General features: G+C 64.2%; 11 protein-coding genes and 1 pseudogene. 10 read left to right on the forward strand and 2 right to left on the reverse strand.

Translation table 11 applies throughout. From position 1 onward, the window contains the following. The first annotated feature begins 1 nt into the window (after nt 1). The 5 genes from pgaB to AAHM38_RS01300 all read left to right on the forward strand — a co-directional run bounded on the left by pgaB (nt 2) and on the right by AAHM38_RS01300 (nt 5,453). On the forward strand, nt 2-2,209 hold the full coding sequence (gene pgaB / locus AAHM38_RS01280; RefSeq protein ID WP_371316218.1) for a poly-beta-1,6-N-acetyl-D-glucosamine N-deacetylase PgaB: 2,208 nt from the start codon (nt 2-4) through the stop codon (nt 2,207-2,209). Nucleotide 2,210: 1 nt separating this feature from the next. Continuing rightward, a complete protein-coding gene (gene pgaC, locus AAHM38_RS01285) occupies nt 2,211-3,494 on the forward strand; it encodes a poly-beta-1,6-N-acetyl-D-glucosamine synthase (RefSeq protein ID WP_103518706.1) in 1,284 nt (427 codons plus the stop codon). Continuing rightward, nucleotides 3,491-4,501, forward strand: coding sequence for a PgaD family protein (locus AAHM38_RS01290; protein ID WP_103518707.1), 1,011 nt, complete (start codon nt 3,491-3,493; stop codon nt 4,499-4,501). The genes pgaC and AAHM38_RS01290 overlap by 4 nt, the downstream gene beginning before the upstream one ends. 379 nt (nt 4,502-4,880) lie before the next feature. Continuing rightward, the gene (locus AAHM38_RS01295; RefSeq protein WP_004631329.1) at nt 4,881-5,111 is read left to right on the forward strand and encodes a hypothetical protein; all 231 of its coding nucleotides are present in this window, start codon (nt 4,881-4,883) and stop codon (nt 5,109-5,111) included. Between the two features lie 156 nt (nt 5,112-5,267). Then, nucleotides 5,268-5,453: a hypothetical protein gene (locus AAHM38_RS01300; RefSeq protein ID WP_009240069.1), complete on the forward strand. Its 186-nt coding sequence runs from the start codon at nt 5,268-5,270 to the stop codon at nt 5,451-5,453. Nucleotides 5,454-5,460: 7 nt separating this feature from the next. Here AAHM38_RS01300 and AAHM38_RS01305 read toward each other — a convergent pair whose 3' ends face one another. Further along, nucleotides 5,461-6,384: a LysR family transcriptional regulator gene (locus AAHM38_RS01305; protein WP_116575050.1), complete on the reverse strand. Its 924-nt coding sequence runs from the start codon at nt 6,382-6,384 to the stop codon at nt 5,461-5,463. A gap of 126 nt (nt 6,385-6,510) precedes the next feature. Between AAHM38_RS01305 and AAHM38_RS01310 the strand changes: the two genes are divergently transcribed. The 4 genes from AAHM38_RS01310 (at nt 6,511) to AAHM38_RS01325 (ending at nt 11,950) form a co-directional block, all read left to right on the forward strand. After that, entirely contained in the window at nt 6,511-7,599 is a 1,089-nt protein-coding gene (locus tag AAHM38_RS01310; RefSeq protein WP_004631332.1) for a tartrate dehydrogenase, read from the forward strand. Between the two features lie 246 nt (nt 7,600-7,845). After that, on the forward strand, nt 7,846-9,132 hold the full coding sequence (locus AAHM38_RS01315) for a glycerate kinase type-2 family protein (RefSeq protein WP_116575051.1): 1,287 nt from the start codon (nt 7,846-7,848) through the stop codon (nt 9,130-9,132). After that, nucleotides 9,129-10,547, forward strand: a complete 1,419-nt coding sequence (gene pyk / locus AAHM38_RS01320; protein ID WP_009240066.1) for a pyruvate kinase — start codon at nt 9,129-9,131, stop codon at nt 10,545-10,547. The genes AAHM38_RS01315 and pyk overlap by 4 nt, the downstream gene beginning before the upstream one ends. Nucleotides 10,548-10,648: 101 nt before the next feature. Then, nucleotides 10,649-11,950 carry an MFS transporter gene (locus AAHM38_RS01325; protein ID WP_039374424.1) on the forward strand — a complete coding sequence of 434 codons (1,302 nt, stop codon included), beginning with the start codon at nt 10,649-10,651 and terminating at the stop codon, nt 11,948-11,950. 8 nt (nt 11,951-11,958) lie between these two features. Here AAHM38_RS01325 and AAHM38_RS01330 read toward each other — a convergent pair whose 3' ends face one another. Continuing rightward, nucleotides 11,959-12,150: a hypothetical protein gene (locus AAHM38_RS01330; protein ID WP_125472811.1), complete on the reverse strand. Its 192-nt coding sequence runs from the start codon at nt 12,148-12,150 to the stop codon at nt 11,959-11,961. Between the two features lie 70 nt (nt 12,151-12,220). On the opposite strand from AAHM38_RS01330, the pseudogene AAHM38_RS01335 reads away from it, so the two are divergent. Then, a pseudogene (locus AAHM38_RS01335) lies at nt 12,221-12,534 on the forward strand (phosphatidylserine decarboxylase); the annotation flags it as partial. Nucleotides 12,535-12,537: the final 3 nt, after the last annotated feature.

The following is a 12,537-nucleotide window of genomic DNA, read 5'->3' on the forward strand; positions in this document are numbered from 1 at the left end:
CATGCAAGCTCTCCGACAACCGTCATTGCGACGATTCATCGCCTGGATGGCCTTGGCCCTGGTGCTGGCACTCGTGGCCGCCGTTCGCCCTGCTGCCGCCGTCCAGGTCGACTTTCTGCCCAAGCCCGATCCGGACGACGGCAAGACCTTCCGCGTGCTGTGCTTTCACGACATCCGCGACAACCTGCGCGCCAGCTTCGAAACGCTGCCCGACGCGTTTGCCGTCGATACCAAGATGCTGACGAACATGTTCAGCTGGATCCAGGCCAACGGGTACCACCCGGTCACGCTCGCGCAGATTGACGAGGCGCGCCGCGGCGGCAAGCCACTGCCCAAGCGCCCGATCCTGCTGACGTTCGACGATGGCTACGAGAGCCATTACACGAAGGTTTTCCCGCTGCTCAAGCAGTTCCGGTTCCCGGCCGTGTTCGGTCTGGTGACGGAATGGACCAACGCGCCGCCGGGGGCCAAGATCAAGCTGTCGAACACGCAGATCGTCGACCGCGATTTCTTCATGAACTGGAACCAGATCCGCGAGATGCAGGCTTCGGGCCTGGTCGAGTTCGCCACGCACACGCACGACATGCACCACGGTGCGCTCGGTAACCCGCAGGGCAACGAGATGCCGACTGCAACCACGCATGAGTATCTGCCCAAGCTCGGCCGCTACGAGACCGACGACGAGTATCGCCAGCGCGTGCGGGCCGACCTGCAGCGCAGCGTCGACATCATCCAGAAAAACCTCGGCACCAAGGTGCAGACGGTGGTGTGGCCGTATGGCGCCCACAACCTGATGGCTGACCAGGAGGCCGCCAACGTGGGCCTGAAGTACATGCTCACGCTCGAACCAGGGCCGAACACGCCGGATGTACCGCTCACCGCCATCCGCCGCAGCCTAATGGGCTACGACACCAACACGGGCGACCTCGAGCGCTCGCTGCGCGAGCCCGTGACGCACCACGGCATGATCAACCCCGTGCAGCGCGTGGTGCATGTCGATATGGATTACATCTACGACCCGGACCCGAAGCAGCAGGAGGCCAACCTCGGCAAGTTGATCGACCGCATCAAGGACCTCGCCCCGCGCGTGGTCTACCTGCAGGCCTTTGCAGACCCAAAGGGCAACGGCGCGGTGGACGCGGTGTACTTCCCGAACCGCCACATGCCAATGCGTGCGGACCTGTTCTCGCGCGTGTCGTGGCAGTTGAAGACGCGTGCGAAGGTGGAGGTGTACGCCTGGCTGCCGATGCTGTCGTACAAGCTTCCGGCCAACAATCCGGCGGCCACGCACCTGGTGCAGTCGGTGGCCGGTGCGCCGCAGAAGCCGGGCACGGTCAAGCCGCCACGGCTGTCACCGTTCGATCCGCAGGCGCGCCAGATGATCCGCGACATCTATGAAGACCTGGCCAAGAACGCGATCATCGACGGCATCCTGTTCCACGACGACGGCGTGCTCGACGACTACGAAGACGCCAGCCCCGCTGCGCTCAAGGCCTACGAGGCCATGGGCCTGCCCGGTGACATCAACAAGATCCGCCAGTCGCCCGAGCTGATGCAGAAGTGGTCGCGGGCCAAGACCGCTGCGCTGATCTCGTTCTCGAAAGAGTTGATCGCGGTGGCGCAGGGCTATCAGAACGGCCGCGACATGCTGACCGCACGCAACATCTTTGCGGGCCCGGTGCTCGATCCGAAGGCCGAGACGTGGACGGCGCAGAACTATGACGACTTCCTGGAGGCGTACGACTACGTGGCGCTCGAAGCCATGCCGTACATGGAAGAAGCCAAGGATCCGAAGGACTGGATGAAGAAGCTGACGGCCGCCGTGGCCAAGCACAAGGACGGCCTGAAGAAGACGATCTTCGAGCTGCAGGCGGTGGACTGGCGCAACCAGGACAAGCCGATCCCGTCGACCGAACTGCGTGACCAGATGCGCGCGCTGCGTGCGGCCGGCGCGCTCAACTACGGCTACTACCCGGATGACTTCATTGCCGGTCGGCCCGATACCGAGGTGCTGCGCGATGTGATGTCGCTCAAGACGTATATCGAGACACGCAAGCCGCCAGGCGGCAATGCGGCAAGCGTCGAGAAGCTCAACAGCAGCGCTGCGCCGCAGAGCCAGCCGCCAAAGGCCGGCGAGGCGGCTGCAGACAAGAAGCCCGCGACGACGGAAGCGGCCGCGCCGTCCCACACCAACAAGGCGGGAGGCTGAGATGGTGGACGCACTCGCCGCCAAGCGCTGGATCTCCGGCTTTGTTTTCTACTACCCGTTCTTCATGTCGTATTTCTGGATGATCGGCGGGCTGCTGCATTACTTCCTGCTCGAACGGGACACGCAGAATGTGCGGCATCCGCTGGCGCTGCTGGGGGTCAAGACTTACCCCAAGGTGTCGATCATCGTGCCTTGCTACAACGAGGAGGCGAACGTGCGCGAGGTGATCAGCCACCTCGTGCGCATGCGATATCCGAACTACGACATCATCGCGGTGAACGACGGCAGCTCCGACCGCACTGGTGAACGCCTGAACGAACTCGCTGCGGAATACCCGCAGCTGGTGGTGATCCACCAGTCGTCCAACCAGGGCAAGGCGATCGGCCTTACCACCGCCGCACAGGTGACCGATGCCGAGTACCTGATGTGCATCGACGGCGATTCGATTCTCGACGTGGATGCGATTGCCTGGATGATCCGCCACATGTTGGAGAACCCGACCATTGGTGCGGTGACCGGCAACCCGCGCATCCGCACGCGTTCGACCTTGCTCGGTCGCATGCAGGTGGGCGAATTCTCGTCGATCGTGGGGCTCATCAAGCGGACGCAGCAGATCTATGGGCGGCTGCTGACGGTGTCGGGCGTGGTCGTGATGTTCCGCAAGCACGCCATCGAGGATGTCGGCTACTGGAGCAACGACATGCTCACCGAGGACATCGACATCAGCTGGAAGCTGCAGGTGGGCGGCTGGATGATCCGCTACGAGCCGCGCGCGCTGTCGTGGATCCTGATGCCCGAGACCTTCCGCGGCCTGTACAAGCAGCGCCTGCGCTGGGCCAAGGGCGGCATCCAGGCGCTGATCAAATACGCGCCGGCGATGGCGAGCCTGCGGCAGTCGATGATGTGGCCGATCTTCTTCGAGTACGCACTGTCGGTGGTGTGGGCGTACAACATGCTGATCGTCATCACGTGGTCGTTGCTCGGTTTCTTCATTACCCTGCCGCCCGAATGGCGTATGGAAGCGCTCCCGCGCTGGCACGGCACGCTGCTCTTCATCACCTGTGTGCTGCAGTTGCTGGTCGGTTGCTTTATCGATCGCCGCTACGACGACAATATCCTGCGCTATTTCATCGACACGGTCTGGTATCCGGTTGCGTTCTGGATCCTGAACCTTGTCACCACGGTGGTCGGCTTTCCGGCCGTCGCCTTCCAGCGTACGCGTGCCCGTGCCCGCTGGACCAGCCCTGACCGGGGCATCCAACAACAACAGGGGAATTCGCCATGACCATGCTCGTCATTGATGTTTCGCGAAACTCGATCCGACAGTCGTTCTCGGATAAGGGCGTCGTCGGTACCTTGCACCACGTGCTGTGGTTCCGCATTTTCCGGCCGGTGCTCGTGATCTCGATCTGGGGCCTGCTGGGGCTGTATGTGGGCTACTCCATCAGCAGCGTGGGCCCGAGCGGCCTGCCGTTCGAGCAACTGCGCATGTACGGCAACATCATCGCCGGCATGGGTGGCGTGCTGGTGGTGTGGATGATCCTGTCTCGGCTGGACCGCGCCGTTCGACGCAAGATCGCCCGTACGCCGGCTGTGCCGACGGCATCGGCGGGCGCCGCCGTCCGTGCGTCGCGCGGGGCGCTGCACGGACAGCAGCAACCCGCCTGGCAGCGCCCACGCAACACGCGTCTGCTGGTGGTCGACCACGACGACGACGGCGATATCACCCATGTGCGTTCGTGGCAGGAATGGGCGGGCCGCCCGGCACCTGCTGGCACCGCGACGCCGCCCACGCCGTTCACCCGCAGCCCGGAATACGACCCCGACGAGCCGGTGCTCGGCTCCCGCCCTGTCGGCGAGGCGATCGTGCTGGAGACACTCGACCGCGCCGAGCCTTCGCTGGCAGGTTCGGATGCGCCTGCCCAGCCGCCGCGTGACGTCGTGAAGGCCGTGGATGCGGTCACGGCGGATGCCGCAGGCTTCCATCGCTTCGGCTATCGCGGCCGTCTGGGCCGTAGCGATTGGGTCGAGCCGACCCCGCACGAGTCGGCAGCGCAGACGTATGTGATGCGCCCCGGCATGGCCCGCTATTACGGCAGCGTGACGGCCGTGGTGCACGGCCGTGCTGCAGTGCAGGCAGCGGACCGGGCGACGGAACACCACCGCACGTTGCATGCATTTGGTGCGCACGCACAAGTGGAGGATCCGTACGCGCGGCTCCAACGTGTCGAGCACATCGACCCGCTGCACGGCTTCGGCCGTCGCGGCAACATCGTCGCCAACGACGCGTAAGGTCTAGTCCGAGCGCAACGCTCACCGCCCCGGTGACGCGAGCCACCGGGGCGCGTTCTTTTGCGCAATTGACTTAGCGCAAACGGACGAGGGACGATTTTTCTGCAATGCGCAATCGTTGCCGCCCGTGCGCTGCACCGCACGGCAAACGGTTGGCCGAGAGCCATCGGCGACGCGGCCGGAAACACCGGCGGGAGAAACGTCCCATTGCCCTCTTGAATGCCGCTGCGCGGATGCCTATGCTGGCTTCTCCTGCAAGCTCAGTTGCTCTCTCCCGATTTCTCGGCGGCTCTTGCAGTGCTCATGGTGTCAGTGAAAACCACGCCCGCCCACCCGCACCGATTGCGTGCGACGGCCAACAGACAAGCTGGAGCCGACTGTGCTGAGTCCCCATGAATTTGCTGTCTTGCTTCTCGTCAACGACGGTGCCGAATCCGACGACCTCGACCGCGCCGACGTCGAAGCGCTCATCGAACGTCAACTCGTGACGCTGGAGCGCCGAGGCCCGGATCATTGCTATGCCCGGGTGACCCTCCAGGGCTACGCGCTACTCAAGGCATCCGGACACGTTCGCACCAGCGGCCGCCGAACGGTCGCCGTGTCTCACTAGGCCATCCTCCTCATGGCAGTGCAGCCAGGCGCTGCCTGGGCGCAAAGTCCAGGCGTCAAGTGACGTGCCTGCGGCCGATACAAACAGAAACACACCGTCTGTCGCCCGGGCGCTGCTTATGCGCGAGCCTGCACGCCGTGGGGCCGACTGCAGCCCATGCCGCCAGCACATCCGGAAGACCACGGTCATGAACGTGCCGAACGCGTGGAGCGCCGCGAGGCGCACCGTGAACTGCGTGCCGAGCATCGCGACATCCGGCGCGACCGCGAAGTCCTGAAGCTCCGTGACCCCGAGGCACGCGAACGTGCGCACGACATCCACGAAGACATGGAACATCGGTGATCGAGCGTCATCCGATACGGGTCTTTTCGAACCTGCCCATCAGAAAATCCACGAACAGCCGGATGCGAGATGAAAGCTGATGGCGTTGGTGGTACACCGCATAGACGTCCGCCTCGGGCGTTGCGTATTGCGGCAACACCTGCACGAGCCGGCCGCTCTTGAGATAGCGCTCGATATCCCATTGGGCGCGCATGACAATGCCGTGCCCCTCCAGCGCCCAGTTCACCGCGATCTCGCCGTCATTGGTGGTGAGATTACCGCGCACGTGCACGGTTTCGGTCCGGCGCTTGGCACCTTTGCCGGATGCCAGCCTCCACACACCATAGGCATCGCTGCCCTGGCGGATACCGATGCAGTTATGGCGTGCCAGCTCGGCCGGCGTTGTGGGCGTTCCGCGCTCGCGCAGGTAGGCGGGCGACGCGCAGAGCAGGCGCCGGTTGGATGCCACCTTGCGCGCGACGATGCGTGCATCGGGTGGCTCGCCAAAGCGCACACACACATCAAACAGGTCCTCATTCAGTGGCGGCGGGTCGGCAGAGAGTTGCAGTTGCACGTCCACGTCTGGATACGCCTTTACATACTCCGAGATGGCCGGCGCGATATGCATGCGCCCGAAGCCGAGCGTGGCGTTGACGCGGAGCAGGCCGCTGGGGCGGCCCTTGGCCTGTGTGAGCAGTTGGTCCAGATCGTCGATCTCGCCCAGGATGCGACGCGCACGTTCCAGGAGGACCTCGCCTTCCGGGGTGAGGCTCATGCGCCGGGTCGTGCGCGTCACGAGGGGCATGCCGATGCGCGCTTCCATCTGCGCCAGGCGCTTGCTGACTGCGGGCGTGGTGATGCCCAGATTACGCGCCGCCGCGCTCAGGCTGCCGGCGGTCGCCAGCGCTACGAAAAAGCCGAGTTCTGCAGGTTGGACGCCAGGAGCCGACACCGTTTTACCTTTAACTCATAGTTAAGAATGGATTAACTTTAGAGCCGATCAGCAACCGTGTCCACGCCTGAGAATCGCTGCACACCCCACGGCGACGCACCGCCGGTTCCATTCAGGAGACACCCCATGAAGACATACCGTATTGCAACCATCCCTGGCGACGGCATTGGGAAGGAGGTCGTGCCGGCCGGTCGGGAAGTCATGGAAGCGCTGGCTGCCGCGGGCGCCGGCTTCGGCTTCGAGTTCGAGAACTTCGAGTGGGGCGGTGACTATTACCGCCAGCATGGCGCGATGATGCCGGAGGACGGCCTGGACGCCCTGCGCGACAAGGACGCCATCCTGTTCGGCTCGGCCGGTGACGCGCAGATTCCCGATCACATCACGCTGTGGGGGCTGCGCCTGAAGATCTGCCAGGGTTTCGATCAGTACGCCAACGTGCGCCCGACACGAATCCTGCCCGGCATCGACGCGCCGCTAAAGCGCTGCGGCCCGAAGGACCTCGACTGGGTGATCGTTCGTGAAAACTCCGAAGGCGAATACGCCGGCGTGGGCGGTCGTGTGCACCAGGGCCACCCGATCGAGGCTGCCACCGACGTGTCGATGATGACCCGAGCCGGTGTCGAACGGATCATGCGCTTCGCCTTCAAGCTGGCGCAGTCGCGTCCGCGCAAGCTCCTGACTGTCATCACCAAGTCCAACGCCCAGCGCCATGCCATGGTGATGTGGGACGAGATCGCCGTGCAGATTGCCAAGGAATTCCCAGACGTGAAGTGGGACAAGGAACTCGTGGACGCCGCCACCGCGCGCATGGTCAACCGCCCGGCCACGCTCGACACCATCGTTGCAACCAACCTGCACGCCGACATACTGAGTGATCTGGCCGCCGCGCTGGCCGGCAGCCTGGGTATCGCGCCCACCGGAAACATCGATCCGGAGCGCCGGTACCCGTCCATGTTCGAGCCGATCCACGGTTCGGCCTTCGACATCATGGGCAAGGGGCTGGCCAATCCAGTCGGCACCTTCTGGTCGGTCGTGATGCTGCTTGAACACCTCGGCGAGACCGAGGCCGCGCGTCAGGTCATGGCTGCCATTGAAGCGGTGACCGGCAACCCGGCACTGCACACCGGCGATTTGGGGGGCAAGGCGACCACTGCGCAGGTGACCCAGGCCGTCTGCCAATACCTCGCTACGAACCGAACAGCCAAAGCCGCATGACAGCGGGGCGGGCCAGGAGGCTCGCCCGTGAGACCGTCCCCGCACGAAAAGCACGTAATCACTGAAGCAGACGAAAAAGAGCTGCAGGCGTGTGTCAACTACAAGGCAGATAGGAGACAGCAATGACTCGACGCGTGTTCGGCGAGCCTTGTGCCTGCTCGGTGGTAAAGCGCACCCGGCAAGCTCGGCATCCCGCAGTGCCATCTCTGCGCCAGCGCGCTGCTGGCTAACCCGATGAGACATGACATGCGCGACGACACCGCCCGCAAGCTGCTGCGCGATATGTTTGACGCTGCTATCGCCGCCGCGCAGCCGGCACTGACGTTGCCCACGTATCTGCCGGAACGCCCGAAAGGCCGCACGATCGTGATCGGAGCGGGGAAGGCGTCGGCCGCGATGGCGCACGTTTTCGAACAGGCGTGGGGCACATCGGTGAACGGGCTTGTCGTGACGCGGTACGGATATGCCGTCCCGTGCAAACAGATTCGCATTGTCGAAGCGGCGCATCCCGTGCCGGACGCCGCTGGCCTTCTGGCCGCCCGCGAGATGCTCGACCTGGTGTCGGGGCTCACGGAGGATGACCTGGTGGTCTGCCTGATCTCGGGCGGCGGCTCATCACTCCTGCCGCTACCCCTGCCGGGTATTTCGCTTGCCGACAAGCAGGCCGTGAACCGTGCGCTGCTGGACTCCGGCGCGACCATCACCGAAATGAACTGCGTGCGGCGCCATCTTTCAGCCATCAAGGGCGGACGCCTGGCCGCGGCCTGTTATCCGGCGCGCGTCTGCAATCTGCTGCTTTCCGACGTGCCAGGCGATGATCCGGTCGATATCGCGTCCGGGCCTACCGTTCCCGATACGACCACGCTGACCGATGCGCTCGACATCATCCGCCGTTACGACATTGCGATCCCTCCACCGGTGCGCAATGTCCTCACCTCTAAAGACGCGGAGACCATCAAGCCGGGCGACACACGCCTGCCGCGCATCGAAACCCGGTTGATCGCGACACCACGCATGGCATTACAGGCTGCCGCGCGTGTGGCTCGCGAAGCCGGCCTCGCCGCATACGTTCTGGGTGACGCCATCGAAGGTGAAGCGCGCGACGTCGGCAAGGTGTTAGGCGGCATGGCACTGGAGGTGGCGCGCCACGCTGAACCGTTCCCGGTCCCGTGCGTGTTGCTCTCGGGCGGCGAGACAACGGTCACCGTTCGCGGCAAGGGCAGGGGCGGGCGCAATGTTGAATTCCTCTTGTCACTCGCGCTCGCATTGCGCGGGCAGCCCGGGGTTCACGCGATTGCGGGCGATACCGATGGCGTCGATGGGTTGGAGGAGATCGCCGGCGCCATCGTCACACCGGACACATTGCAGCGCGCCTGGCAGCTCGGCCTCCGCGCGCAGGACGCGCTGGCTTGCAACGATGGACACGGCTTCTTCGAGGCGCTGGGCGACGCGGTTGTGACCGGCCCCACGATGACCAACGTGAACGACTTCCGCGCGATCCTGATCGCGCCTGATCTGGAGCAACTCCCATGAGACGCCTGCGCAACGCGAAGATCGTCGCCACCCTGGGCCCGGCGAGTACCACCCCGGAGGTTATTGACGCCCTGTTCGAGGCGGGGGCCGATGTCTTCCGGCTGAACTTCAGCCATGGCACGCACGACGACCACCGGCAGCGCCTGGATACGATCCGCGTGATCGAGCGCGAGCGCGGCCGGCCCATCGGTGTCCTGCTGGACCTGCAGGGTCCGAAGCTGCGCATCGGTACCTTCGAGAATGGTCCCGTCCAACTGGCTTCCGGCGATGCATTCCGACTCGATCTCGACCGCGATGCACCCGGCTCGCGCCAGCGTGTCGGCATGCCGCATCCGGAGATCTTCGCCGCTCTGCACAAGGGCACGGAGCTGCTACTCGACGACGGCAAGATCCGGTTGCGCGTAGACACCTGCGGCGCTGATTTTGCAGACACCACGGTTGTCAACGGCGGCACGTTGTCGGATCGCAAAGGTGTGAACGTGCCGGGCGTCGTGCTGCCTCTGTCGGCGTTGACTGAGAAGGACCGCCGCGACCTCGATTTCGGTCTGACACTCGGCATCGACTGGATTGCGCTGTCGTTCGTCCAGCGGCCCGAAGACATCCGGGAGCTCAAGGCGATCGTCCAGGGGCGCGCCAGCATCGTCGCCAAGCTCGAGAAGCCTGCCGCCATTCAAAGCCTGGAAGCGATCATTGACGAAGCGGATGCCGTGATGGTGGCCCGCGGTGACCTTGGCGTGGAGATGCCTGCCGAGCAGGTGCCTTCCATCCAGAAGCAGATCGTGCGTGTTTGCCGCAAGGCGGGCAAACCGGTGATCGTTGCCACGCAGATGCTCGAGTCGATGATCACGGCGCCGGTGCCCACGCGCGCCGAGGCATCCGACGTTGCGACCGCTGTCTACGATGGCGCCGATGCGGTCATGTTGTCGGCGGAATCGGCATCCGGCCGCTATCCGATTGAAGCCGTGACGATGATGGACAGCATCATCCGACGGACCGAATCCGATCCGCTCTATCACGACGCCATCCAGGCCTCCCATACGCCTCCGCGCGCAGACGCCGCTGATGCAATCGGCTATGCGGTGCGCCATGTGGCGGGGCTGCTCAAGGTGCCCGCCACCGTCGCCTACACCAGCTCCGGATACTCCGCGCTGCGCATGGCGCGAGAGCGCCCCGAAGTGCCGATCCTCGGCATGACGCCACGCATGGCCACCGCGCGCCGACTGGCGCTTGCCTGGGGCGTGCATGCGGTGTTGTGCCACGAAGTGGTCGACGTGCTTGAGATGACAGAGCTGGCCAGCCGGACCGTCCTCGACGAGCACTTCGGCGAGCGTGGCCAGTCCATCGTGATCTCTGCGGGGCTGCCCTTCACGGTCGCCGGCACAACCAACCTACTGCGCATCGCGCAGGTTCAGTGATGGAGCACGCAGGAACGTGACCAGCGAAGTGCGATGAGAACTCGATAAAGAACGAGCCCGCACCGAGCTTGGGATTGTATGGAGCACCAAGGAGACAAAAAATGGAACTCGATATCGAAAAGCGTACGCTGCGCAAGATCAGTTGGCGCATCGTGCCGTTCATCATGCTGCTGTACTTCATCGCCTACATCGACCGGGTGAACATCGGCTTTGCGGCCCTGACGATGAAGGCGGACCTCGGCTTTACGGCGTCGATTCTTGGCTTTGGAGCGGGCATTTTCTTCTGGGGCTATTTCCTGTTTGAAGTGCCCTCCAACATCGTGCTGCACAAGATCGGGGCGCGCATTTGGATTGCCCGCGTCATGGTCACGTGGGGGATCATCTCGGCAGCGATGGCCTTCGTCCAGGGGGCAACCAGCTTCTACATCATCCGGTTCCTGCTTGGCGCCGCAGAGGCTGGATTCTTCCCCGGCATCATCCTGTATCTCAGCTATTGGTTTCCGGCGCGTCACCGGGCAGGGGTCACCGCATTCTTCATGGCTGCCGCGCCACTGTCCACCGCACTGGGCTCGCCGATATCTGCCGCATTGCTGGAAATGCAAGGTGTGATGGGACTGGCCGGCTGGCAGTGGATGTTCATTCTCGAGGCCATTCCGGCATTCATTCTCGGCGTGGTGGTGTTCTTCTACATGACGGATCGCCCGGAACAGGCGTCCTGGCTGAAAGAAGACGAACGCGCGTGGCTGGTCAAAGTCATGCACGAGGAATCCAGCAGCAACACAGCGAGCGCTAATCACAGCATTCTGCGTGGCCTGGCTGATCTGCGGGTGATCGCGTTGGCGCTGATCTATTTCGGCACCTCCGCCGGCCTCTACACGCTCGGCATCTGGGCGCCCCAGATCATCAAGCAGCTGGGCATGTCATCCATGAGGGTTGGTCTGCTGAACGCCATTCCGCCAATCGTCTCGGTGGTCGCGATGGTCTTCTGGTCTCGCCATTCCGATCGGAGTGGGGAACGTACGTGGCACGTCGTGATTGCGTGCGTGGCTGCCGCCGTGGGTCTGGTGGTGGCCGGCAGTGCCAGCGGTGTGATTGGCCTCATTGCGGCACTCACGCTCGTGAACGTCGGGATCAGCTGCGCCAAGCCGCCGCTCTGGAGCATGCCTACGATGTTCCTGTCCGGGGCGGCCGCCGCCACTGGCATCGCCACCATCAACTCAATCGGCAACCTTGGCGGTTTCTTTGGCCCCGCGATGATCGGCTGGATCAAAGACCGAACCGGTAGCTTCGCAGGCGGACTCTATTTCGTCGCCGGCCTGCTCATGCTCTCGGCTGTACTCACGCTGGTGCTGTCAAGCACGCAGAAGTCGAAGGCGGCTGCAGCGCAGGCTGTGGCTCACTGAAACGGCTTTCACGTTGGGCCGTCGATACGGCTTGTGGTGCCGGTGGCGGTGGAGCTGTTCGCATTGGTGGCGGGCGCGTTGTCGCTGGTGCCGGATGGTGCGCCCGTTACCTGTGCGAACACAGCGCTGCTGCCCAGAGCAACGAACATTGCCGCCGCCACGCAGAACGCACGTGCGGAGGATGGGGTGCGATGCATCATGTTCCTCTCGTGAAGTGGCAGTGTCGTTGCCACGGACGCAACTCGCGGGCCCGTGCGCTTACCTGCCGGCGGCCAGAACGATTCGCAAGGCTACGGCGCGGCCATGGCCGCCCGCGCCATCATCACCATCGCCTGCGACGACCCGGACCTGGCACCGTGGGTTGCGTGTTCATCGGCATGGCCGAGGTGTCGTCGTGCATGGTCGACGTGACGCCGGGCCAGCATGTACGCAAGGGCGAGGAGCTTGGCTTCTTCCAATGCGGCGGCTCGACGTACTGCCTGTTCTTCGAGCCCGGCGTGGTGGATGCCTTCGTTGTGCGGCCGCCGTTTTCGCACGACACGCCGCCGGTGCGCGTCAATGGGGCACTGGCGCGTGCCCGATAGCGG

The sequence above is a fragment of the Ralstonia sp. OTU4908 genome (genome assembly GCF_038440115.1).
Classification (GTDB): Bacteria; Pseudomonadota; Gammaproteobacteria; order Burkholderiales; family Burkholderiaceae; genus Ralstonia; species Ralstonia pickettii.

What these genes read in the sequence shown, in the direction of transcription:
- AAHM38_RS01290 (WP_103518707.1), top strand. Translation starts at nt 3,491, where the DNA reads ATGACCATGCTCGTCATTGATGTTTCGCGAAACTCGATCCGACAGTCG.
- AAHM38_RS01300 (WP_009240069.1), top strand. Translation starts at nt 5,268, where the DNA reads ATGCCGCCAGCACATCCGGAAGACCACGGTCATGAACGTGCCGAACGC.
- AAHM38_RS01315 (WP_116575051.1), top strand. Translation starts at nt 7,846, where the DNA reads ATGCGCGACGACACCGCCCGCAAGCTGCTGCGCGATATGTTTGACGCT.
- AAHM38_RS01325 (WP_039374424.1), top strand. Translation starts at nt 10,649, where the DNA reads ATGGAACTCGATATCGAAAAGCGTACGCTGCGCAAGATCAGTTGGCGC.
- AAHM38_RS01310 (WP_004631332.1), top strand. Translation starts at nt 6,511, where the DNA reads ATGAAGACATACCGTATTGCAACCATCCCTGGCGACGGCATTGGGAAG.
- pgaC (WP_103518706.1), top strand. Translation starts at nt 2,211, where the DNA reads ATGGTGGACGCACTCGCCGCCAAGCGCTGGATCTCCGGCTTTGTTTTC.
- AAHM38_RS01330 (WP_125472811.1), bottom strand. Translation starts at nt 12,150, where the DNA reads ATGATGCATCGCACCCCATCCTCCGCACGTGCGTTCTGCGTGGCGGCG.
- pgaB (WP_371316218.1), top strand. Translation starts at nt 2, where the DNA reads ATGCAAGCTCTCCGACAACCGTCATTGCGACGATTCATCGCCTGGATG.
- pyk (WP_009240066.1), top strand. Translation starts at nt 9,129, where the DNA reads ATGAGACGCCTGCGCAACGCGAAGATCGTCGCCACCCTGGGCCCGGCG.